The following is a 21958-nucleotide window of genomic DNA, read 5'->3' as shown; positions in this document are numbered from 1 at the left end:
ATAGTTGTACGATGACGTACGACATCGCGAAAACCAACAATACCTTTCACATGAAGTCTTTGCCCAGGGTGTTCGAATAATGAATCCACAAGAACTGAAGTCCATCCTTTCCCACGGTCTGCTGTCTTTTCCGGTGACCGATTTCAATGCCCAGGGTGACTTCCACCAGGCGGGCTACATCAAGCGCCTCGAATGGCTGGCCCCCTACGGTGCGACGGCGTTGTTCGCCGCCGGCGGTACCGGTGAGTTTTTCTCCCTGGCCGCCAGCGAATATTCCCAAGTGGTGAAAACCGCTGTTGATACCTGCGCCAGCAGCGTGCCAATCCTCGCCGGTGTGGGCGGTTCGACCCGCCAGGCGATCGAGTACGCCCAGGAAGCCGAACGCCTCGGCGCCAAAGGCTTGTTGCTGCTGCCGCACTACCTCACCGAAGCCAGCCAGGACGGGGTTGCCGCCCACGTTGAAGCGGTGTGTAAATCGGTCAAGATCGGCGTGGTGGTCTACAACCGCAACGTCTGCCGCCTGACTGCGCCATTGCTGGAGCGCTTGGCCGAACGTTGCCCGAACCTGATCGGCTACAAGGACGGCTTGGGTGACATCGAGTTGATGGTGTCGATCCGCCGTCGTCTAGGTGACCGATTCAGCTACCTCGGCGGCCTGCCGACTGCAGAGGTTTACGCCGCTGCCTACAAGGCCCTGGGCGTTCCGGTGTACTCCTCGGCGGTGTTCAACTTCATCCCGAAAACCGCGATGGACTTCTATCACGCGATTGCCAAGGACGATCACGCCACGGTCGCCAAAATCATCGACAACTTCTTCCTGCCTTACCTCGACATCCGTAACCGCAAGGCGGGTTATGCCGTGAGCATCGTCAAGGCCGGCGCCAAGATCGCCGGCTATGACGCAGGCTCGGTCCGTACCCCGCTGACCGACTTGCTGCCGGAAGAATACGAAGCCCTGGCGGCACTGATCGACCAGCAAGGTCCGCAGTAACTTATCAACAAGGCCGCTGAGCAATCAGCGGCCTTTTGCGTCAGGAGAAGATTTGTGTCCCAAGCCAAGCGTTTTGAAAACTACATCAACGGCGAGTGGGTGGCCGGTACCGACTACTGCGTCAATCTCAACCCGTCGGAGTTGTCCGATGTCATCGGCGAATATGCCAAGGCTGACGTCGCCCAGGTCAATGCCGCTATCGATGCCGCCCGGGCTGCGTTTCCGGCCTGGTCGACATCCGGTATCCAGGCTCGCCACGATGCGCTGGATAAAGTCGGCAGCGAAATCCTCGCCCGCCGTGAAGAGCTCGGCACCCTGCTGGCCCGGGAAGAGGGCAAGACCCTGCCCGAAGCCATTGGCGAAGTGACGCGTGCAGGTAATATCTTCAAGTTTTTCGCCGGTGAATGCCTGCGCCTGTCCGGCGACTATGTGCCGTCGGTGCGCCCAGGCGTCCACGTTGAAGTGACCCGCGAAGCCCTGGGTGTGGTCGGCTTGATCACACCGTGGAACTTCCCGATTGCCATCCCCGCCTGGAAAATCGCCCCGGCCCTGGCCTACGGTAACTGCGTGGTGATCAAGCCCGCCGAGCTGGTGCCGGGCTGTGCCTGGGCCCTGGCGGAAATCATTTCTCGCGCCGGTTTCCCGGCCGGTGTGTTCAATCTGGTGATGGGCAGCGGTCGTGTGGTCGGCGATATGTTGGTCAACAGCCCGAAAGTCGATGGCATCAGCTTCACCGGCTCGGTGGGCGTGGGTCGTCAGATCGCCGTGAGCTGTGTGTCGCGCCAGGCCAAAGTGCAGTTGGAAATGGGCGGCAAGAACCCGCAGATCATCCTCGATGATGCCGACCTCAAGCAGGCTGTCGAGCTGTCGGTACAAAGTGCTTTCTACTCCACCGGCCAGCGTTGCACCGCATCCAGTCGCTTGATTGTCACGGCCGGCATCCACGACCGGTTCGTCGCGGCCATGGCCGAGCGCATGCGCTCTATCACTGTCGGTCACGCGCTGAAAAGCGGCACCGATATTGGCCCGGTCGTGTCCCAGGCCCAGTTGGACCAGGATCTGAAATACATCGACATCGGCCAAAGCGAAGGCGCTCGGCTGGTCAGTGGCGGCGGCCTGGTGACCTGTGACACCGAAGGCTACTACCTGGCGCCGACGCTGTTTGCCGACAGCGAAGCCGCCATGCGTATCAGTCGTGAGGAGATCTTCGGTCCGGTAGCCAACGTGGTCCGCGTGGCGGACTACGAGGCGGCATTGGCGATGGCCAATGACACCGAGTTCGGTCTGTCGGCCGGTATTGCCACCACGTCGCTGAAATACGCCAACCACTTCAAGCGCCACTCCCTGGCCGGGATGGTCATGGTCAACCTGCCGACCGCGGGTGTGGATTACCACGTGCCGTTCGGTGGCCGTAAGGGCTCGTCCTATGGTTCGCGTGAGCAAGGTCGTTATGCACAAGAGTTCTACACCGTGGTGAAAACCAGCTACATCGGGTCGTAGGACGCGCCCGTCGTAGGAGCCGGTTGCCTGCCGGCTCCTACCTTCAACACAGAAATGATTACCCGCAAAAAAAATAATTAGTGGGAGTACTTCTTCATGCAAGCGACCAAGCCGACCCACGTCCGCTATTTGATCCTGCTCATGCTGTTTCTGGTGACGACGATCAACTATGCCGACCGGGCCACTATCGCCATCGCAGGCTCCAGCCTGCAAAAAGACCTCGGTATCGACGCGGTCACCCTCGGTTACATCTTCTCCGCATTCGGTTGGGCCTACGTGGCTGGGCAAATTCCCGGTGGCTGGTTGCTGGACCGGTTCGGCTCAAAAAAAATCTATGCCTTGAGCATCTTCACCTGGTCTTTGTTCACCGTGCTGCAAGGCTATGTCGGTGAGTTCGGGGTTTCCACCGCAGTGGTCGCGTTGTTCATGCTGCGCTTTCTGGTGGGCCTGGCTGAGGCACCGTCGTTTCCCGGAAATGCGCGTATTGTCGCAGCGTGGTTTCCTACGGCGGAGCGCGGTACGGCGTCGGCGATCTTCAACTCGGCGCAGTACTTCGCCACCGTGCTGTTTGCGCCGCTGATGGGCTGGATCGTCTTCACCTTCGGCTGGCAGCACGTGTTTATCGTGATGGGCGTGATCGGCATTCTGTTTTCGCTGATCTGGCTCAAAGTGATCCACAGCCCGCGCCAGCACCCGATGATCAACGAAGCCGAGTTCAATCACATCGCGGCCAATGGTGCGATGGTCGATATGGATCAGGATAAAGGCAAAGGCAAGAAAACCGACGGCCCGAAGTGGAATTACATCCGCCAGTTACTGACCAACCGCATGATGCTCGGCGTGTACCTGGGCCAATATTGCATAAACGGCATCACGTACTTCTTCCTCACCTGGTTCCCGGTGTACCTGGTGCAGGACCGTGGCATGACCATCCTCAAGGCCGGCTTCATTGCGTCGTTGCCGGCGATCTGCGGGTTTATCGGCGGCGTGCTCGGTGGGGTGATTTCCGATTACCTGCTGCGCAGGGGCCATTCGCTGACCTTCGCGCGCAAGGCGCCGATCATTGGCGGGCTGTTGATTTCCAGCAGTATCGTGGCCTGCAACTACGTGGATATCGAATGGGTGGTGGTGGGCTTCATGGCCCTGGCGTTCTTCGGCAAGGGCGTTGGCGCACTGGGGTGGGCGGTGGTGTCCGACACCTCGCCGAAACAGATCGCCGGCCTCAGTGGCGGCTTGTTCAATACCTTCGGTAACCTCGCGTCGATCACCACGCCGATCGTCATCGGTTACATCATCAGCACCACCGGCTCGTTCAAGTGGGCCCTGGTGTTTGTCGGCGCCAACGCGCTGGTGGCGGTGTTCAGCTACCTGGTCATCGTTGGCCCGATCAAGCGTGTAGTACTCAAAGAGCCTCCAAGCAAGGGGCCTGAGCTGACCCATCTGTCCGAAGCGCATTCCTGAGGGGCCGTGTGATGCAATTGATTGAACATGCCGATTCGCCGCGCTCGATTCGTTTGCACGAGCGCGACAACGTGGTGATCGTGGTCAACGATCAGGGGGTACCGGCCGGGACCGAGTTTGCGGACGGCCTGGTGACGGTGGAGTTTATTCCCCAGAGCCACAAGGTGACCCTGGAAGATATTCCCGAAGGCGGTCGGATCATTCGTTATGGCCAGACCATCGGGTATGCCTTGGCGCCGATTCCACGTGGCAGTTGGGTGCAGGAAGATCAACTGCGCATGCCCACCGCGCCACCGCTGGACAGCTTGCCGCTGTCCACCGAGGTCCCGCAAACCCAGGCGCCGTTGGAGGGCTTTACGTTCGAGGGGTATCGCAACGCCGACGGTACCGTGGGGACGCGCAATATCCTCGGTATCACCACCACGGTGCAGTGCGTCACGGGCGTGCTGGATCATGCGGTCAAGCGCATCAAGGACGAATTGCTGCCCAAGTATCCGCACGTTGACGACGTGGTGGCGCTCACCCACAGCTACGGCTGCGGCGTGGCGATCACCGCGACGGATGCTTATATCCCGATCCGCACGGTGCGCAACCTGGCACGCAACCCCAACCTGGGGGGCGAAGCGCTGGTGATCAGCCTGGGTTGCGAGAAATTGCAGGCCGGGCAAGTGATGCATGAGCACGACAGTTCCGTCGACCTGAGCGAGCCGTGGTTGTACCGCCTGCAGGACGCCAGCCACGGCTTCACTGAAATGATCGAGCAGATCATGGCGCTGGCCGAAACCCGCTTGAAGAAGCTCGACCAGCGTCGTCGTGAAACCGTGCCGGCCTCTGAGCTGATCCTGGGGATGCAATGCGGGGGCAGTGATGCGTTTTCCGGCATCACCGCCAACCCGGCGCTGGGGTACGCCTCGGACTTGCTGTTGCGGGCCGGGGCGACGGTGATGTTTTCCGAAGTGACTGAAGTCCGAGACGCCATCTACCTGCTGACTTCTCGCGCACAGAGCGAGGACGTTGCTCGGGAGCTGGTCAGGGAAATGGACTGGTACGACCGTTACCTGGCCAAGGGCGAGGCGGATCGCAGCGCCAATACCACGCCAGGCAATAAGAAGGGCGGGTTGTCGAACATTGTCGAGAAGTCTTTGGGGTCTATCGTCAAATCCGGCAGCAGTGCGATCAACGGCGTGCTTGGCCCCGGCGAGCGATTCAAGGGCAAGGGTCTGATTTTTTGCGCCACGCCGGCTAGTGATTTTGTGTGTGGCACCTTGCAACTGGCGGCGGGAATGAACCTGCATGTGTTCACCACCGGGCGTGGCACGCCGTATGGGCTGGCGATGGCGCCCGTGGTGAAAGTGTCGACGCGCACGGAGTTGGCGCAGCGCTGGCCGGATCTCATCGATATCGACGCCGGGCGCATTGCCACAGGGCGCGCGAGTATCGAGGAATTGGGCTGGGAGTTGTTTCACTTCTACCTGGACGTGGCCAGCGGCAAGAAGCAGACGTGGGCCGAACGGCATAAGCTGCATAACGACATCACCCTGTTCAATCCTGCGCCTATCACCTGAACTTGCCTTGTAGTGAGCGGGCTTGCCCCGCGCTGGGCGGCAAAGCCGCCCCAATCGCCGCGGTGTTTCAGAAAGACCGAAGCGCTTGGGATTAGGGCCGCTTCGCAGCCCATCGGGAGCAAGCCCCCTCCCACAGTGACAGCGTTAAGCCTTGACTGGCTGGTATTAGGGCGTGCCTCGCCCTCAACCCAGGCGCCTCGGTCTTTCTGAAGCGTCTTGGGAGGGCTCGTTGGGGCGGCTGCGCCACCCAGCGCGGGGCGAGCCCGCTCACTACAACCGGACGGGGTGGCCTGTGGTGGCTTATCATTGGCTACCTGACGACGTCGACCAAGGTTCTCCCCGGCATGCTGGCTATTTTCTTCACCACCCTCACCATCACGGCGCCGGTGTTTGCCATGCTGTTCCTTGGTGTGCTGCTCAAGCGCATCAACTGGATCAACGACAACTTTATCCACACTGCCTCGTCCCTGGTGTTCAACGTCACCATGCCGGCGCTGCTGTTCCTGGGCATCCTGCATGCCGATCTGCATTCGGCGCTCAAGCCGGGTTTGCTGATCTACTTTGCCGTTGCCACCTTGCTCAGCTTTGCATTGGCCTGGGGTTGGGCGATTGTTCGTTGCCCGCGTGAAGACCGGGGCATTTATACCCAGGGTGCGTTTCGCGGCAATAACGGGGTCATCGGCCTGGCGCTGGCAGCCAGCATGTACGGTGACTACGGCATTTCCCTGGGCGCTATCCTCGCGGCGTTGGTGATCCTGTTCTACAACACGCTGTCGACCATCGTGCTGGCGGTGTATAGCCCGGTGATCAAGTCCGACCCGTGGAGTATCTGCAAAAGTGTGCTGGCCAACCCGTTGATCATCAGCGTGATTGCGGCCGCGCCGTTTGCGATGTTCAAGATCGGCCTGCCGGGTTGGCTGGAGTCTTGCGCCCGGTATTTGGCGGACATGACCCTGCCGCTGGCGTTGATCTGCATCGGTGGCACCTTGTCGCTGGCAGCGCTGCGCAAGAGTGGCAACATGGCGCTCAGCGCCAGCCTGGTAAAAATGCTCGGCTTGCCGCTGGTGGCGACGCTAGGCGCCTGGTTGCTGGGCTTCCGGGGGCCGGAGCTGGGCATTCTGTTTCTGTACTTCGGCGCGCCGACGGCCGCTGCGAGTTTCGTGATGGCCAGGGCGGCCGAGGGCAATCATGAACTGGCGGCGGCGATTATCGTGATCACCACGCTGATGGCGGCGGTGACCACGAATATCGGGATCTTTGTATTGCAGGCAGGCGGCTGGATCTAACCTTCCTTCTGGTAGCTGTCGATGACTTCCTGGGCCGCACGAAACGCATCGATCGCCGCCGGCACCCCGGCATACACCGCGCAATGCAGCAGCGCTTCGCGAATTTCTTCGACGGTGCAGCCATTATTCAGTGCGCCCCGCACATGGCCTTTGAGCTCCTGCGGGCATTTGAGCGCGGTCAGGGCGGCAAGGGTGATCAGGCTGCGCGTCTTCAGGGGCAAGCCTTCGCGATTCCACACGCTGCCCCACGCGTGCTCGTTGACGAAATCCTGCAACGGTTGGGTGAATTCGGTGGCATTGCCCAGGGCGCGTTCGACGAACGCGTCGCCCATGACTTGGCGACGCATTTCAACCCCGGGCTTTTTCTGATCGGTCATTGCGATTCCCTCTTGTGTTGACGACGCCAGGCCCGTAGCGATGTGAACAACAGCAACGCCACCAGCACCGGCAGGACGTAGTACAGCATCAATTGTTCGAGCTTATTGGCCAGGGGCATGCCGGTGGTGAACGCCATCACATGCAGGCCATACGCAAGGTACAGCCCCAGCAGAACGAGGCCTTCGGCGCGAGTGACGCGGTAACCGGTATAGAACACCGGCAAGCACAGGGTGATTGCGCCGAGCATCACCGGCAGGTCGAAGTCCAGGGCGTTGGGTGACACCGACAGTGGCGACGGTGCGATCAACGCCGTAAAACCCAGTACGCCCAGCAGGTTGAACAAATTGCTGCCAATCACGTTGCCCACGGCTATTTCCCGCTCGCCACGCAGGGCTGCAATCAACGAGGTGGCCAGGCACGGCAGAGAAGTACCGACGCCGATCAGCGTGAGGCCGATGATGCGTTCCGACAGGCCCAGGTCACCGGCCACATCCACCGCCGCGCCCAGCAGCAAATGCCCGGCCAGCACCAGCACCAGGAACCCGCCCAGCATCAGCAATACGCTACTCAGCCAAGGCGCTTGGGCCACGGTATCCCGTGTACGTGGGCGGCGTGAGTGGCGGGTCTGGTAATGCAACAGGCCCAGATAGCCCGCCAGGGCGGCGAGCAACAGCAGGCCATCGAAGGGTGTCAGCGCTTCGTTGGCTGCCAGCGCAAAGACCAGCAGCCCGGCGAGGATCATGACCGGGATGTCCAGGCGAACCAATTGTCGTGACACTCGCAATGGAATGACCAGGGCGGACAAACCCAGGGTCACCAGGATGTTGAAGATGCTGCTGCCGATCACGCTGCCCACGGCAATATCGGTGTTGCCGGCCACGGTGGCTTGCAGGCTGACGGTCATCTGCGGCGCGCTGCTGCCGAAGGCGACGATACTCAAGCCGATGATCAGCGGCCGTACCTTGAGGCTGGCGGCCAGGCGCACGGCGGCACGCACCAGGATTTCGGCACCGACGATCAGCAGCAACAGGCCGCTGATCAGTTCGGCCAGGCTCCAGGGCGAGAGTGCGTTCAATCCAAAAATACTCAAGGCGGCCTCGATCAGTTGCTCATGGCTTGCACACGAACCCGTGCGGTGCCGCTGCCCAGCATACCCAGTTGCTCGGCTGCTTTGCGCGACAGATCGATCAAGCGCCCTCGGGTATGCGGGCCACGGTCATTCACGCGTACCACCACGGATCTGTTGTTGGCGAGGTTGGTCACCCTGACCCGGGTGCCGAAGGGCAGGCGCCGGTGGGCGGCCGTCAGGGCGTTCTGGTTGAAGGGTTCACCGCTGGCGGTTCTTTTGCCATGGTGCTTGGCACCGTAATAGGAGGCGGTGCCGGTTTCGTCGTAGCCGTTGGGGTCAATGAGGCCGCTGGCGCAACCGGTCAACAGGGAGAACAGGGCCAGGAGGCCGAATAGACGCTTCATTTCCAGGTATCCCCCTATCAAATGTGGGAGGGGGCTGGCCCCCGATAGCGGTGAGTCAGTCTATAAAATTGCTGACTGGCACACCCTCATCGGGGGCAAGCCCCCTCCTACAGTAGACCGAGCTCACCCGGTCTCTTCGTCGCTGTCAGCCTTCGAGCTTGCTTTTCAGCAGTTCGTTCACCTGTTGCGGGTTGGCCTTGCCTTTGGATGCTTTCATCGCCTGACCGACAAAGAAGCCGAACATCTTGCCGCGTTTGGCTTCGTCGGCCGCACGGTATTGTTCGACCTGCTCGGCGTTGGCCGCGAGCATTTCGTCGAGAACGGCGGAAATCGCACCGCTGTCGGTCACTTGCTTGAGGCCACGCTGCTCGATGATTTCGTCGGCGCTGCCTTCGCCTGCGGCCATGGCTTCAAACACGGTCTTGGCGATTTTGCCGGAGATCGTGTTGTCCTTGATACGCAGCAGCATGCCGCCCAGTTGCTCGGCTGTGACTGGGGCTTCGTCGATTTCCAGGCCCTGTTTGTTCAACAGGCTGCCCAGCTCGACCATCACCCAGTTGGCCGCCAGTTTGGCGTCGCCGGCGATGCTCAGCACTTTTTCGAAGTAGTTGGCTTGTTCGCGGCTGGACGCCAGGACGCTGGCATCGTAGACCGACAGGCCAAACTGCTCCTGGAAGCGCTCGCGTTTCTGCTGCGGCAGTTCCGGCAGGGTGCTGCGGATGTCATTGAGGAACGAGTCCTCCAGCACGACCGGCAACAGGTCCGGGTCGGGGAAGTAACGGTAGTCGTTGGCTTCCTCCTTGCTGCGCATGGCGCGGGTTTCGTCTTTGTTCGGGTCGTACAGGCGGGTCTGCTGGATGACCTTGCCGCCGTCTTCGATCAGTTCGATCTGGCGACGCACTTCGCTGTTGATCGCCTTTTCGATGAAGCGGAACGAGTTGACGTTCTTGATCTCGCAGCGGGTGCCGAATTCGACCTGGCCCTTTGGGCGGACCGACACGTTGCAGTCGCAACGCAGCGAACCTTCGGCCATGTTGCCGTCGCAGATGCCCAGGTAGCGCACCAGTGCGTGGATCGTCTTGACGTAGGCTACGGCTTCCTTGGCGCTGCGCATGTCCGGCTCGGACACGATCTCCAGCAGCGGCGTGCCGGCACGGTTCAAGTCGATGCCGGTAGCCCCCGGGAATTCTTCGTGCAGGCTTTTGCCGGCGTCTTCTTCCAGGTGGGCGCGGGTTACACCGACACGTTTGATCGTGCCGTCTTCCAGGGGAATGTCCAGGTGGCCCTTGCCGACGATCGGCAGTTCCATCTGGCTGATCTGGTAGCCCTTGGGCAGGTCCGGGTAGAAGTAGTTCTTGCGCGCGAACACGTTGTGCTGGCCGATCTGGGCGTCAATCGCCAGGCCGAACATCACCGCCATGCGCACCGCTTCCTGGTTCAGCACCGGCAGCACGCCGGGCATGCCCAGATCAACCAGGCTGGCCTGGGTGTTGGGCTCTGAGCCGAACGTGGTGGCGCTACCGGAGAAAATCTTCGATTGGGTGGCGAGCTGGGTATGAATCTCCAGCCCGATCACAACTTCCCATTGCATAGTGTTCTCCTCAGAAGCCGGTAGGGGTGCGAGTGTGCCAGTCAGTGTTCAACTGGTACTGGTGCGCCACATTGAGCAGGCGGCCTTCCTGGAAATACGGTGCGAGCAATTGCACGCCCACCGGCAGGCCGTCGACGAAACCGGCCGGCATGGACAGGCCAGGCAAGCCCGCGAGGTTGGCGGTGATGGTGTAGAAATCTTCCAGATACTCGGCGATCGGGTCGTTGTTCTTGGCGCCGATCTTCCAGGCCGGGTTAGGCGTGGTTGGGCCGAGAATCACGTCGACTTCATTAAAGGCGCTCATGAAGTCGTTCTTGATCAGGCGACGGATTTTTTGCGCCTTGAGGTAGTACGCATCGTAGTAACCAGCCGACAGCGCGTAGGCACCCACCATGATCCGGCGTTGTACTTCCACGCCAAAGCCTTCGCCACGCGAGCGCTTGTACAGGTCGGTCAGGTCTTTCGGGTTTTCGCAGCGGTAGCCGAAGCGCACACCGTCGAAACGCGACAGGTTGGAGGAGGCTTCCGCCGGGGCGATCACGTAGTAGGCCGGAATCGCATGCTGGTTGTTCGGCAGGCTGATTTCCTTGATCACGGCGCCGAGCTTTTCCAGCTCCTTGATGCTGTTGTGAACCAGCTCGTTGATACGTGGGTCGAGGCCTGCGCTGAAGTATTCCTTCGGCACGCCGATACGCAGGCCCTTGATCGACGTATTCAGGCTGGCGCTGTAGTCCGGCACTGGCTCATCGATGCTGGTGGAGTCCTGTTTATCGAAGCCTGCCATGCCTTGTAACAAAATTGCGCAGTCTTCTGCAGTCCGAGCCAGCGGGCCGCCCTGATCCAGGCTGGACGCGTACGCGATCATGCCCCAACGGGAAACACGACCGTAGGTCGGCTTCAGGCCAGTGAGGTTGGTGAACGCGGCAGGCTGGCGGATCGACCCGCCGGTGTCGGTGGCGGTGGCGGCCGGCAGGAAACGTGCGGCGACGGCCGCAGCCGAGCCCCCGGACGAGCCGCCGGGCACATGCTCCAGGTTCCACGGGTTTTTCACTGCGCCGTAGTAGCTCGACTCGTTGGCCGAGCCCATGGCGAATTCGTCCATGTTGGTCTTGCCCAGGGTTACGGCCCCGGCGGCGGCCAGCTTGGCGACTACGGTGGCGTTGTAGGGCGCCTTGAAGTTGTCGAGCATCTTCGAGCCGCAGCTGGTGCGGATGCCCTGGGTGCAGAACAGGTCTTTGTGGGCGATCGGTGCGCCCAGAAGTGCGCCTTGTTCACCGTTGGCGCGACGCTCGTCGGCGGCCTTGGCCTGGCTCAAGGCCAGTTCCTCGGTGAGGCTGATGAAGCTGTTGACCTTGGGATCGTGCTCGGCGATGCGCGCCAGCAGGGTCTTGGTCAGCTCTTCGGAAGAAAACTTTTTGTCGGCGAGACCGCGGGCGATCTCGGCCAGAGTCATGTGATGCATGAAAGGCTCTTTCCCTTTAGTCGATGACTTTCGGAACCAGATACAGGCCGTTTTCGACCGCTGGCGCGATGGACTGGTAGGCCTCGCGGTTATCGCGCTCGGTCACGACGTCTGCGCGCAGGCGCTGGCTGGCTTCCAGCGGGTGAGCCAGGGGCTCGATACCGTCGGTATTCACGGCCTGCATTTGGTCAACCAGCCCGAGAATGCTGTTCAGGGCTGCGGTGGTCTGTGGAAGATCGGCGTCATTCAGGCCAAGCGAGGCCAGATGCGCGATTTTTTCCACGTCGGAGCGTTCAAGCGCCATGGGATTCTCCAGTGGAAAACAGAACGGAGGGCGTCCGTGTGTTAGATTGTCGGAACACTACCGCATTTCTACGGTCATATGGCCGCGATTGTGGGGGTTGGTGCACAGAAAGTCGGCCAATTTAGCACATTGGCGCCTTGCCCAAAATCCCTGTCGTTGTTAGAGTTTGCCGCACTTTTTTACCCACGCGTTGCCTAGGGTCCCTTTCCCATGTTCAAGAAACTGCGTGGCATGTTTTCCAGCGATCTTTCCATTGACCTGGGCACTGCCAACACCCTTATTTACGTGCGCGAGCGCGGTATCGTCCTGAATGAGCCATCGGTTGTGGCTATTCGGACCCATGGTAATCAGAAAAGTGTCGTTGCCGTCGGCACCGAGGCCAAGCGCATGCTCGGCCGTACACCAGGCAATATTGCTGCCATTCGTCCGATGAAGGACGGCGTGATCGCCGACTTCAGCGTCTGCGAGAAGATGCTGCAGTACTTCATCAACAAGGTTCACGAAAACAGTTTTCTGCAGCCCAGCCCTCGCGTGCTGATCTGCGTTCCATGCAAGTCCACCCAGGTGGAGCGTCGTGCCATCCGTGAATCGGCCCTGGGGGCCGGTGCCCGCGAAGTGTTCCTGATCGAAGAGCCTATGGCTGCCGCTATCGGCGCCGGCCTGCCGGTTGAGGAAGCGCGCGGTTCGATGGTGGTCGATATCGGTGGTGGTACCACTGAAATCGCCCTGATTTCCCTGAACGGTGTGGTGTATGCCGAATCCGTGCGCGTAGGCGGCGACCGCTTCGACGAAGCGATCATCACTTATGTACGTCGCAACTACGGCAGCCTGATCGGTGAATCCACCGCCGAGCGCATCAAGCAGGAAATCGGTACCGCTTACCCGGGCGGCGAAGTGCGCGAAGTCGACGTTCGCGGCCGTAACCTGGCCGAAGGCGTTCCACGTGCCTTCACCCTGAACTCCAACGAAGTGCTGGAAGCTCTGCAAGAGTCCCTTGCCACTATCGTTCAGGCAGTGAAAAGCGCCCTGGAGCAATCGCCGCCGGAATTGGCTTCCGATATCGCCGAGCGTGGCCTGGTGCTGACCGGTGGTGGCGCGTTGTTGCGTGACCTCGACAAGTTGCTGGCCCAGGAAACCGGTCTGCCGGTGATCGTCGCCGAAGACCCGCTGACCTGCGTTGCCCGCGGTGGTGGCCGTGCACTGGAAATGATGGATAAACACACCATGGACCTGCTCTCCAGCGAATAAGATCGCCAGGATGGTTCATGCTTCGTCGGCAGGCAGCACTTTGCAGTGCTGCCTGTTGGCGTTTATCTTCTTCAATCTGCATCCAGGCCGGTTAGATGCCGTATGAATAAAGAGAACATTTGCCTGGGAGGAGCGGCTTATTAAACCGCTTTTCGCCAAAGGCCCCTCATTGGGCGTGCGCTTATTGGTGCTGGTCGTGCTTTCGGTCGCGCTGATGGTGGTCGATGCCCGCTTTGCACTGCTCAAGCCTGTGCGTAGCCAGATGTCGCTGGTGCTGATGCAGACCTACTGGATCACCGACCTGCCGCAACGTCTCTACCAGGGCGTGGCCAGCCAATTCGGCAGCCGCACCGAGCTGGTTGCCGAGAACGAAAAACTCAAGACTGAGAACCTGCTGCTGCAGGGACGCCTGCAAAAGCTCGCGGCCCTTACCGAGCAGAACGTTCGGCTGCGCGAGTTGCTCAATTCTTCCGCACTGGTCAACGAGAAGGTCGAAGTGGCCGAGTTGATCGGCATGGACCCCAACCCGTTTACCCATCGCATCATCATCAACAAGGGTGAGCGCGACGGTGTGGTCCTTGGCCAGCCGGTGCTCGATGCCCGTGGCTTGATGGGCCAGGTGGTTGAGCTGATGCCCTACACCTCGCGGGTATTGTTGCTGACCGACACGACCCACAGCATCCCGGTGCAGGTCAACCGTAATGGCTTGCGTGCAATCGCCAGCGGCACCGGCAATCCGGAGCGCCTGGAACTGCGGCATGTGGCCGATACCGCCGACATCAAGGAAGGCGACCTGCTGGTCAGCTCCGGTCTCGGCCAGCGGTTCCCCGCCGGCTACCCGGTGGCGACGGTCAAGGAAGTGATCCACGATTCCGGCCAGCCGTTCGCCATTGTTCGCGCCGTGCCGACCGCTGCCCTCAACCGTAGCCGTTACCTGCTGCTGGTCTTCAGTGACAACCGCACGCCGGAAGAGCGCGCCAATGACGCCGCGCAGGCCCAAGAGGCGGAAGACAAGCAAAACGGTACGGCGCCGATCATTCCGGCGACGGTGCCCAAGCCCGCGTTCGTAGGGCCGCCTGCACCGGCAGCCGCTCCGGCGGCGCCCGTAGCAACCCCGGCCAAGCCGGCCGCCCACAGTGCGCGGCCAGCCAAACCGGCAGCAGCTAAACCACCGGCCGCGACGCCAGCCGCCAGGCCGGCGGCAACCACCCCGGCAACTACGCGGCAGAGGGAGGAATAATGGCCGGTACTCATTCGCGCAATGGCTGGATCGTCTGGCTAACCTTTGCTATCGGTTTGCTGCTCAGCGTGTCGCCACTGCCGCAGTTCATGGAGATCCTGCGCCCACTGTGGCTGGCATTGCTGCTGGCCTTCTGGTCGCTGAACCTGCCGCACAAAGTGGGCATGGTCACTGCGATGTTTCTGGGCTTGGCGGAAGATGTGCTCTATGGCACTTTGCTTGGGCAGAACGCGTTGATCCTGACCCTGATTACCTTTCTGGTGCTGTCGTTGCAACAGCGTCTGCGCATGTTTCCGATGTGGCAGCAGTGCCTGGTGATCCTGGTGATCTTCGGCCTGGCGCAGTTGGTGCAACTATGGCTCAGCGCCTTGACCGGTAACCGCCAGCCAACCCTGGCATTGGTGTTACCGGCTCTGGTCAGTGCGCTACTGTGGCCCTGGATCAGTTTCGGCCTGCGCGGCCTGCGTCGTCGTTATAAAATCAATTGAATGGATTGCGAGGCTCTGCCTGGTTATCGAACTCTACAGGGAGAGTCTTGAATGAATTCGCTTTATCTGGCCTCGGGCTCTGCGAGGCGACGTGAACTGCTGACCCAGATCGGTGTGCCTTTCACCGTGGTCAGCGCCGCCATTGATGAAACCCCTCTTGCAAACGAACCCGCCGTTGCCTATGTCGAGCGTCTTGCGCGTGGCAAGGCCATGGCAGGTTTTGCTGCGCTTGAACATTCTTCCGGCGCTTGTGTGTTGGGTGCCGACACGGCTGTGATCGTCGACGGTCAGATCCTCGGTAAGCCGGTGGATCAAGCCGATGCGCTGGCGATGTTGCTGGCGCTTTCTGATCGCGAGCATGAAGTCCTAACCGCGATTGCTGTTACTGATGGGCTGCGCTGCGTAACCCAATGTGTAAGCAGCCGTGTACGTTTTCGCGGGGTTTCTGTCGAAGAGGCTACAACTTACTGGCACAGTGGCGAACCTCAGGACAAGGCGGGGGGCTATGCTATTCAAGGGTTGGGTTCGGTATTTGTGACCGGTCTCAATGGCAGTTATTCCGCCGTGGTCGGCTTGCCGGTGTGCGAAACCGCGCAACTGCTTGGCCAATTCGGCATACCCTGTTGGCAAAACCTCACCGTGCGCTGATCGCTTGACTCCAGCGCCCAGCCTTAAGCGATCGGCCACTATTGTGAAAACGCCTGAACGAGACCCAGCCATGAGTGAAGAGATTCTGATCAATATCACGCCGATGGAATCGCGCGTGGCGGTGGTAGAGAACGGTGTTCTGCAAGAAGTGCATGTCGAGCGCACCCAGAAGCGCGGGATCGTCGGCAATATCTATAAAGGCAAAGTGGTGCGCGTGTTACCGGGGATGCAGGCAGCGTTCGTCGATATCGGCCTGGACCGTGCTGCGTTTATCCATGCCTCGGAAATTTCCCTGCGCGAAGGCCCGGCGGTGGAAAGCATCAGTGCTCTGGTGCATGAAGGGCAGAGCCTGGTCGTGCAAGTCACCAAGGACCCCATCGGCTCCAAGGGCGCACGCCTGACCACCCAGCTATCGATTCCATCACGCTACCTGGTGTACATGCCCCGTACTGCCCATGTCGGCATCTCGCTGAAAATCGAAGACGAAGCCGAGCGTGAGCGCCTGAAAAAGGTCGTCAGTGATTGTGTGGCCGCTGAGGGCATCAAGGAAGCGGGTGGTTTTATCCTGCGCACGGCCGCTGAAGGCGCCGGCGCGGATGAGATCCTGATGGACATCCGTTACCTGCGGCGTTTGTGGGACCAGATAGGCGCGCAGATCAAGACCGTTGGCGCACCGAGCGTCATCTATGAAGACCTGGGCCTGGCGCTGCGCACCCTGCGCGACCTGGTCAGCCCAAAGATAGAGAAAATTCGCATCGACTCGCGGGAAACCTTCCAGCGCACCACGCAGTTTGTTGCCGAACTGATGCCGGAAATTGCCGATCGCCTGGAACACTACCCTGGCGAACGTCCAATCTTTGACTTGTATGGCGTCGAAGATGAAATTCAGAAAGCCCTGGAGCGCAAGGTGCCACTCAAGTCCGGAGGCTATCTTGTGGTAGACCCGGCAGAAGCCATGACCACCATCGACGTGAATACGGGCGCGTTCGTAGGGCACCGCAACCTGGAAGAAACCATCTTCAAGACCAACCTCGAAGCGGCTACGGCGATTGCCCGCCAACTGCGCCTGCGCAACCTCGGTGGCATCATCATCATCGACTTCATCGACATGGAAGACGAAGAGCACCAGCGTCAGGTGTTGCGCACGCTGGAGAAGCAGCTGGAGCGCGATCACGCCAAGACCAATATCATCGGTATCACCGAGCTTGGCCTGGTGCAGATGACCCGCAAGCGTACCCGTGAAAGCCTTGAGCAGGTGCTGTGCGAGCCTTGCAGCAGTTGCCAGGGGCGCGGCAAGTTGAAGACTCCAGAAACGGTTTGCTACGAGATTTTCCGGGAAATCTTACGGGAGGCGCGAGCCTACCAGGCTGAAGGCTATAGAGTGCTCGCCAACCAGAAAGTGGTCGATCGATTGCTGGATGAGGAGTCCGGTAACGTCGCGGAGCTGGAAGGTTTTATCGGGCGCACCATCCGTTTTCAGGTTGAAACCATGTATTCCCAGGAACAATACGACGTGGTGCTGCTCTGATCCCCATTCGCTTTCTTTCCGTGAGACCGGCAGGCCATGATCTGCCGTCCGCCAACTGCCTTGAGGGTCGCCTGACATGGAGCGTCTGATACGCTTTTTTGCCGCTTTGACCCGTTGGGGCCTGGGCCTCTGTGCGCTGCTGCTGGTAATGGCGGCGGTATACGTGAGCCTGGGTCGTGAACTGACGCCGCTGGTGGCCGAATACCGTGCGCAAGTTGAGGCCAAGGCCCAGGCCGCGGTTGACATGCCCCTGCACATTGGCAGCCTCGAGGGGCGCTGGAGTGGCTTCGCCCCGGTATTGCTGGCCCACGACGTGATGGTCGGTGAGGGCAGCAGCGCCCTGCGCCTGGATCAGGTCGAAGTGGTGCCGGATATCTGGGCCAGCCTGATGGCCCTTGAAGTGCGCATCGCCCATCTGCAAGTCAGTGGGCTGCAATTGAGCGTCAAGGAAGACAAGGACGGTCACTGGGCCTTGCAAGGTCTGCCGGTACGGGATGAACAGCCACTGGACCCCGGGCAGTTGTTGACGCGCATGCAAATGGTCAAGCGCGTGTCGCTGTTGGATAGCCAGGTCACCCTCCAGCCGTTCGATCAGGCGCCGCTGACCATGACTTACGTCGGCTTGAGCCTGCACACCGGCATGACTCGGCAACGTTTGGATGCACGCTTGACGTTGCCTGACGGTCAACCGCTTGCCGTCAGCCTGCGCAGCCGCATTCGCGCCAGCCAATGGCAAGACGCAGAAGTCGAAGCCTATCTCAGCCTGCCCCAGAGCGACTGGGCCAAATGGATTCCCGCGAAGTTGACCCGGCAATGGAAGCTCACGCAGTTCCAGGCCGGCGGTGAGTTCTGGTTGAGCTGGGCCAAAGGTACTGTCCAAAGTGCTGCGGTGCGTCTCAACTCTGCGCAAGTGAAGGGCAGCTATGCCGATCGCAAGCCTGTGCATATCGAAAATCTGGCCCTGACCGCTTATCTGCAACGCAGTGATAGCGGCCTTAAGGTGCTGTTCGATTCGCTCGCGATGAACCTGGGCGATACCCGCTGGGAATCGCACATGCAATTGCAGCAAACCCTGGCCACGGACAAGGACCAGGAGGTCTGGAAGCTCCAGGCCGATCGCCTCGATCTGACGCCTATCACCCCTTTGTTGAATGCCTTGGCGCCGTTGCCGGAAGGCTTCGCCAAGACCCTGGAGCATCTGAAGGCCACGGGGGTACTGCGTAATGTACTGGTGGATCTGCGCCCCCAGGATACCACCGACCAGAAAGTCAGCTTCGCCGCCAACCTTGAGCGCATCGGCTTTGATGCTTATTTCGGTGCGCCGGCCGCGCGTAACGTGTCCGGTAGTATCAGCGGCGACCTGGGCCATGGCGAATTGCGCATGGACAGCAAGGACTTTTCCCTGCATCTGGACCCGATCTTCGCCAAGCCTTGGCAGTACATCCAGGCCAATGCGCGACTGACCTGGAAGCTGGATAAGGAAGGCTTCACCCTGATAGCGCCTTACATCAAGGTGCTGGGCGAGGAAGGCAAAATCGCTGCCGACTTCCTGATTCGCCTGCATTTCGACCATAACCAGGAAGACTACATGGACCTGCGGGTCGGCATGGTTGATGGTGATGGTCGCTTCACCCCCAAGTATCTGCCCGCCGTACTCAGCCCGTCGCTGGATGAGTGGTTGCGCACAGCGATTCTCAAAGGGGCGGTTGACCAGGGTTTCTTCCAGTACCAGGGCTCGCTGAACCACGACGCGCTGCCGGCTTCGCGCAATATCAGCCTGTTCTTCAAGGTGCATGATGCCGAGTTGGCGTTCCAGCCGGGCTGGCCTCATGTGGGCAAGGTCGACGGTGAAGTGTTCGTCGAGGAGAGCGGTGTGCGTATTCTGGCCAGCAAGGGCCAGTTGCTCGACACCAAGGTCAAGGATGTCTATGTCAATATTCCCCACGCACCTGCCGGCCAGGACAGTCACCTGCTGCTGACCGGAGGGTTTGCCGGTGGCCTGGGTGATGGTCTGAAAATCCTTCAGGAAGCGCCGATAGGCACAGCCTCGACCTTCGCCGGTTGGAAAGGCGAGGGCGATCTGCAAGGCAGCCTGGACCTGGATGTTCCGTTGGCCAAGGGGACCGACCCCAAGATCGTGGTGGACTTCAAGACCGACAAGGCCCGCCTGCAACTGGCCGAGCCGCCACTGGACCTGACCCAGCTCAAGGGTGACTTCCGCTTCGACAGCGCCAAGGGCCTGAGCGGCCAGAACATTTCGGCGCAGGCGTTCGACCGTCCCATCACTGCGCAGATTGTTGCCGATGGCAAGCCCGGCAATATCAGTACCCGCGTGACCGCCAAAGGCCAGGTCACGGTGAAGCGTCTGACGGATTGGTTGAAGATCAGCCAGCCATTACCGGTTTCCGGCGACATACCTTACCAACTGCAGCTGACCCTGGATGGCGCTGACAGCCAACTCATGGTCAGCTCCAATATGAAGGGCGTTGCAGTAGATTTGCCCGCCCCCTTTGGCATGCCAGCCAGCCAGGGGCGTGACAGCGTCTTTCGCATGACTTTGCAAGGTGCCGAGCGCCGCTATTGGTTCAGTTACGGCGAGTTGGCGAGTTTCACCTTTGCGGCGCCACCCGACAAGCTCAATGACGGTCGTGGCGAGTTGTTCCTCGGCGATGGCAACGCGTTATTGCCCGGGAACAAAGGCCTGCGCATTCGCGGGGTGCTGTCGGAACTGGATATCGACCCATGGAAAAAACTGGTTAACCGTTACGCGGGCAACGATCCGGGCGGCAGTGCCAAGCAACTGCTCAGTGGTGCCGATTTCAAGGTGGGCAAGCTGACCGGCCTTGGCTCCCAGTTGGATCAAGTCAGCCTGCAGCTCGACCGCAAGCCTGCTGCGTGGGGCTTGCAGCTCGACAGCCAGCAGGCCAAAGGCACGGTGAACCTGCCGGACGCCAAGGGCGCGCCGATTGCGATCAACCTGCAGTACGTGAAATTGCCTGCGGTGGACCCAACGGTACAGGCGGACGAAAACGCTCCTGACCCGCTGGCTGATATTGATCCCAAGGATATTCCGGCACTGGATATCGCCATCGATAAGCTGTTCCAGGGGCCGGACCTCGTGGGGGCCTGGTCGCTGAAGATCCGGCCGACCGCCAAGGGCCTGGCGTTTACCGACCTGGATCTGGGCCTCAAGGGCATGCTGCTCAAGGGCGCCGGTGGCTGGGAAGGTGCGCCAGGGGCCAGTTACAGTTGGTACAAAGGGCGCCTGGATGGCAAGAATATCGCCGATGTGCTGAAGGGCTGGGGCTTTGCGCCAACCGTGACCAGCGAGGACTTCCACCTGGACGTGGATGGCCGTTGGCCGGGTTCACCGGCGTGGGTCGGGCCCAAGCGCTTCTCCGGCAGCCTCGATGCCTCGTTCCGTAAAGGTCAGTTTGTGGAAGTGGAGGGCGGCGCCCAGGCGTTGCGGGTGTTCGGCCTGTTGAACTTCAACTCCATCGGTCGTCGTTTGCGCCTGGACTTCTCGGACCTGCTCGGCAAGGGCTTGAGCTATGACCGAGTCAAGGGGTTGCTGGCGGCCAGTGACGGAGTCTTCGTGACCCGTGAGCCGATCACCATGACCGGGCCGTCGACCAATCTGGAACTCAACGGCACCCTGGACCTGGTGGCTGACCGCGTGGACGCCAAGTTGCTGGTGACTTTGCCTGTGACCAACAACCTGCCCATTGCGGCGCTGATTGTCGGGGCGCCGGCCATTGGGGGGGCGTTGTTTCTGATCGACAAATTGATCGGTGACCGTGTTTCGCGCTTCGCCAGCGTGCAATACAAAGTGGAAGGGCCTTGGAAAGACCCGAAAATCACGTTCGACAAACCATTTGAAAAACCAAACTGAGAGACTGTGGAGTAGCATGGCCCTATGCCAATCATGGAGTGTGGGCCCATGTCCTTTGCGGTAATTCAAATGGTCAGCCAGAGCGATGTGCTGGCCAACCTGATCCAGGCCCGGCGCTTGCTGGAACAAGCGGCGATGGGCGGTGCGACGCTTGCCGTGCTGCCGGAAAACTTCGCGGCCATGGGGCGTCGTGATGTGGCCGATATCGGTCGCGCCGAGGCCTCGGGTGAAGGCCCGATCCTGCCGTGGTTGAAACAGACAGCCCGCGACCTCACCTTATGGATAGTGGCCGGTACATTGCCATTGCCACCCGAGGGCCAGCCGAATGCCAAGCCCAACGCCTGCTCGCTGCTGATCGACGATCAGGGCCAGATCGTCGCCCGTTACGACAAGCTGCACTTGTTCGATGTCGATGTCGCCGATGCCCGTGGTCGTTATCGGGAGTCTGACGACTATGCTTTCGGTGGCAAAGTGGTGGTGGCGGATACACCGGTGGGTCGACTGGGGCTGACCGTGTGTTATGACCTGCGTTTCCCCGAGCTGTACAGTGAGTTGCGCGCAGCGGGCGCAGAGCTGATTACCGCACCCTCGGCTTTTACTGCGGTGACGGGAGCGGCGCATTGGGACGTATTGATTCGCGCACGCGCCATCGAGACCCAATGCTACGTGCTGGCGGCCGCACAAGGCGGCGTGCACCCCGGGCCGCGGGAAACCTTTGGACATGCGGCGATTATCGACCCTTGGGGGCGAGTGCTGGCACAACAGGATCAAGGCGAAGCGGTGTTGTTGGCCGAGCGCGATAGCAGTGAACAGGCGTCGATACGGGCGCGCATGCCGGTGGTGAACCATCGGCGCTTTTTCTCGCAGGGCGCCCAGCGGCCTGCTTCAGAATGATGAATTTAA

18 protein-coding genes are annotated in these 21958 nt (G+C 60.6%); 12 read left to right on the top strand and 6 right to left on the bottom strand.

What is annotated here, in order from left to right:
• The first annotated feature begins 79 nt into the window (after window positions 1-79).
• The 5 genes from kdgD (at window position 80) to DK870_RS06430 (ending at window position 6803) form a co-directional block, all read left to right on the top strand.
• Window positions 80-991, top strand: a complete 912-nt coding sequence (gene kdgD / locus DK870_RS06450) for a 5-dehydro-4-deoxyglucarate dehydratase (protein ID WP_161548268.1) — start codon at window positions 80-82, stop codon at window positions 989-991.
• A 54-nt stretch (window positions 992-1045) separates the two neighbouring features.
• Window positions 1046-2491 carry an aldehyde dehydrogenase family protein gene (locus tag DK870_RS06445; protein ID WP_161548267.1) on the top strand — a complete coding sequence of 482 codons (1446 nt, stop codon included), beginning with the start codon at window positions 1046-1048 and terminating at the stop codon, window positions 2489-2491.
• 96 nt (window positions 2492-2587) lie between these two features.
• Window positions 2588-3952 (top strand): MFS transporter, encoded by a 1365-nt coding sequence (locus DK870_RS06440; RefSeq protein WP_161548266.1) that lies wholly within the window; start codon window positions 2588-2590, stop codon window positions 3950-3952.
• 11 nt (window positions 3953-3963) lie between these two features.
• Window positions 3964-5517: a galactarate dehydratase gene (garD, locus tag DK870_RS06435; RefSeq protein ID WP_161548265.1), complete on the top strand. Its 1554-nt coding sequence runs from the start codon at window positions 3964-3966 to the stop codon at window positions 5515-5517.
• A gap of 344 nt (window positions 5518-5861) precedes the next feature.
• On the top strand, window positions 5862-6803 hold the full coding sequence (locus tag DK870_RS06430; RefSeq protein WP_060754926.1) for an AEC family transporter: 942 nt from the start codon (window positions 5862-5864) through the stop codon (window positions 6801-6803).
• On the opposite strand, the gene DK870_RS06425 is transcribed toward DK870_RS06430, so the two are convergent.
• The 6 genes from DK870_RS06425 to gatC all read right to left on the bottom strand — a co-directional run bounded on the left by DK870_RS06425 (window position 6800) and on the right by gatC (window position 12011).
• Window positions 6800-7180, bottom strand: a complete 381-nt coding sequence (locus DK870_RS06425) for a carboxymuconolactone decarboxylase family protein (protein ID WP_060754927.1) — start codon at window positions 7178-7180, stop codon at window positions 6800-6802. The genes DK870_RS06430 and DK870_RS06425 overlap by 4 nt on opposite strands.
• Window positions 7177-8232 carry a calcium/sodium antiporter gene (locus DK870_RS06420; protein ID WP_161548353.1) on the bottom strand — a complete coding sequence of 352 codons (1056 nt, stop codon included), beginning with the start codon at window positions 8230-8232 and terminating at the stop codon, window positions 7177-7179. The genes DK870_RS06425 and DK870_RS06420 overlap by 4 nt, the downstream gene beginning before the upstream one ends.
• Before the next feature lie 50 nt (window positions 8233-8282).
• Window positions 8283-8654 (bottom strand): septal ring lytic transglycosylase RlpA family protein, encoded by a 372-nt coding sequence (locus tag DK870_RS06415; protein ID WP_060754929.1) that lies wholly within the window; start codon window positions 8652-8654, stop codon window positions 8283-8285.
• Between the two features lie 145 nt (window positions 8655-8799).
• Complete coding sequence (gene gatB / locus DK870_RS06410; protein WP_060754930.1) at window positions 8800-10245, bottom strand: Asp-tRNA(Asn)/Glu-tRNA(Gln) amidotransferase subunit GatB; 1446 nt, start codon at window positions 10243-10245, stop codon at window positions 8800-8802.
• Window positions 10246-10255: 10 nt separating this feature from the next.
• Complete coding sequence (gene gatA / locus DK870_RS06405) at window positions 10256-11707, bottom strand: Asp-tRNA(Asn)/Glu-tRNA(Gln) amidotransferase subunit GatA (protein WP_060754931.1); 1452 nt, start codon at window positions 11705-11707, stop codon at window positions 10256-10258.
• A 16-nt stretch (window positions 11708-11723) separates the two neighbouring features.
• The gene (gatC, locus tag DK870_RS06400; RefSeq protein WP_057006884.1) at window positions 11724-12011 is read right to left on the bottom strand and encodes an Asp-tRNA(Asn)/Glu-tRNA(Gln) amidotransferase subunit GatC; all 288 of its coding nucleotides are present in this window, start codon (window positions 12009-12011) and stop codon (window positions 11724-11726) included.
• Between the two features lie 210 nt (window positions 12012-12221).
• On the opposite strand from gatC, the gene mreB reads away from it, so the two are divergent.
• The 7 genes from mreB (at window position 12222) to DK870_RS06365 (ending at window position 21949) form a co-directional block, all read left to right on the top strand.
• Complete coding sequence (mreB, locus tag DK870_RS06395; protein WP_002555108.1) at window positions 12222-13259, top strand: rod shape-determining protein MreB; 1038 nt, start codon at window positions 12222-12224, stop codon at window positions 13257-13259.
• 139 nt (window positions 13260-13398) lie between these two features.
• Complete coding sequence (mreC, locus tag DK870_RS06390) at window positions 13399-14499, top strand: rod shape-determining protein MreC (RefSeq protein ID WP_081087022.1); 1101 nt, start codon at window positions 13399-13401, stop codon at window positions 14497-14499.
• Window positions 14499-14987: a rod shape-determining protein MreD gene (gene mreD, locus DK870_RS06385; RefSeq protein ID WP_003171788.1), complete on the top strand. Its 489-nt coding sequence runs from the start codon at window positions 14499-14501 to the stop codon at window positions 14985-14987. Before mreC ends, mreD begins: the two co-directional genes overlap by 1 nt.
• Window positions 14988-15038: 51 nt before the next feature.
• Window positions 15039-15635, top strand: coding sequence for a nucleoside triphosphate pyrophosphatase (locus tag DK870_RS06380; RefSeq protein WP_090366764.1), 597 nt, complete (start codon window positions 15039-15041; stop codon window positions 15633-15635).
• Between the two features lie 70 nt (window positions 15636-15705).
• On the top strand, window positions 15706-17163 hold the full coding sequence (rng, locus tag DK870_RS06375) for a ribonuclease G (protein WP_010567681.1): 1458 nt from the start codon (window positions 15706-15708) through the stop codon (window positions 17161-17163).
• A gap of 76 nt (window positions 17164-17239) precedes the next feature.
• Window positions 17240-21055: a YhdP family protein gene (locus DK870_RS06370; protein ID WP_161548264.1), complete on the top strand. Its 3816-nt coding sequence runs from the start codon at window positions 17240-17242 to the stop codon at window positions 21053-21055.
• Between the two features lie 48 nt (window positions 21056-21103).
• On the top strand, window positions 21104-21949 hold the full coding sequence (locus tag DK870_RS06365; protein ID WP_104995522.1) for a carbon-nitrogen hydrolase family protein: 846 nt from the start codon (window positions 21104-21106) through the stop codon (window positions 21947-21949).
• The last annotated feature ends 9 nt before the right edge of the window (window positions 21950-21958 follow it).

It is taken from the genome of Pseudomonas sp. Q1, from assembly GCF_009935975.1.
Classification (GTDB): domain Bacteria; phylum Pseudomonadota; class Gammaproteobacteria; order Pseudomonadales; family Pseudomonadaceae; genus Aquipseudomonas; species Aquipseudomonas palleroniana.
Note: the sequence above shows the minus strand (reverse complement) of the source record. Positions and strands in the feature narration are given on the sequence as shown.

Coding starts and splice junctions, on each gene's coding strand:
- kdgD (WP_161548268.1), top strand. CDS start 80: ATGAATCCACAAGAACTGAAGTCCATCCTTTCCCACGGTCTGCTGTCT.
- DK870_RS06440 (WP_161548266.1), top strand. CDS start 2,588: ATGCAAGCGACCAAGCCGACCCACGTCCGCTATTTGATCCTGCTCATG.
- garD (WP_161548265.1), top strand. CDS start 3,964: ATGCAATTGATTGAACATGCCGATTCGCCGCGCTCGATTCGTTTGCAC.
- DK870_RS06430 (WP_060754926.1), top strand. CDS start 5,862: ATGCTGGCTATTTTCTTCACCACCCTCACCATCACGGCGCCGGTGTTT.
- DK870_RS06425 (WP_060754927.1), bottom strand. CDS start 7,180: ATGACCGATCAGAAAAAGCCCGGGGTTGAAATGCGTCGCCAAGTCATG.
- DK870_RS06415 (WP_060754929.1), bottom strand. CDS start 8,654: ATGAAGCGTCTATTCGGCCTCCTGGCCCTGTTCTCCCTGTTGACCGGT.
- gatB (WP_060754930.1), bottom strand. CDS start 10,245: ATGCAATGGGAAGTTGTGATCGGGCTGGAGATTCATACCCAGCTCGCC.
- gatA (WP_060754931.1), bottom strand. CDS start 11,707: ATGCATCACATGACTCTGGCCGAGATCGCCCGCGGTCTCGCCGACAAA.
- gatC (WP_057006884.1), bottom strand. CDS start 12,011: ATGGCGCTTGAACGCTCCGACGTGGAAAAAATCGCGCATCTGGCCTCG.
- mreB (WP_002555108.1), top strand. CDS start 12,222: ATGTTCAAGAAACTGCGTGGCATGTTTTCCAGCGATCTTTCCATTGAC.
- mreD (WP_003171788.1), top strand. CDS start 14,499: ATGGCCGGTACTCATTCGCGCAATGGCTGGATCGTCTGGCTAACCTTT.
- DK870_RS06380 (WP_090366764.1), top strand. CDS start 15,039: ATGAATTCGCTTTATCTGGCCTCGGGCTCTGCGAGGCGACGTGAACTG.
- rng (WP_010567681.1), top strand. CDS start 15,706: ATGAGTGAAGAGATTCTGATCAATATCACGCCGATGGAATCGCGCGTG.
- DK870_RS06370 (WP_161548264.1), top strand. CDS start 17,240: ATGGAGCGTCTGATACGCTTTTTTGCCGCTTTGACCCGTTGGGGCCTG.
- DK870_RS06365 (WP_104995522.1), top strand. CDS start 21,104: ATGTCCTTTGCGGTAATTCAAATGGTCAGCCAGAGCGATGTGCTGGCC.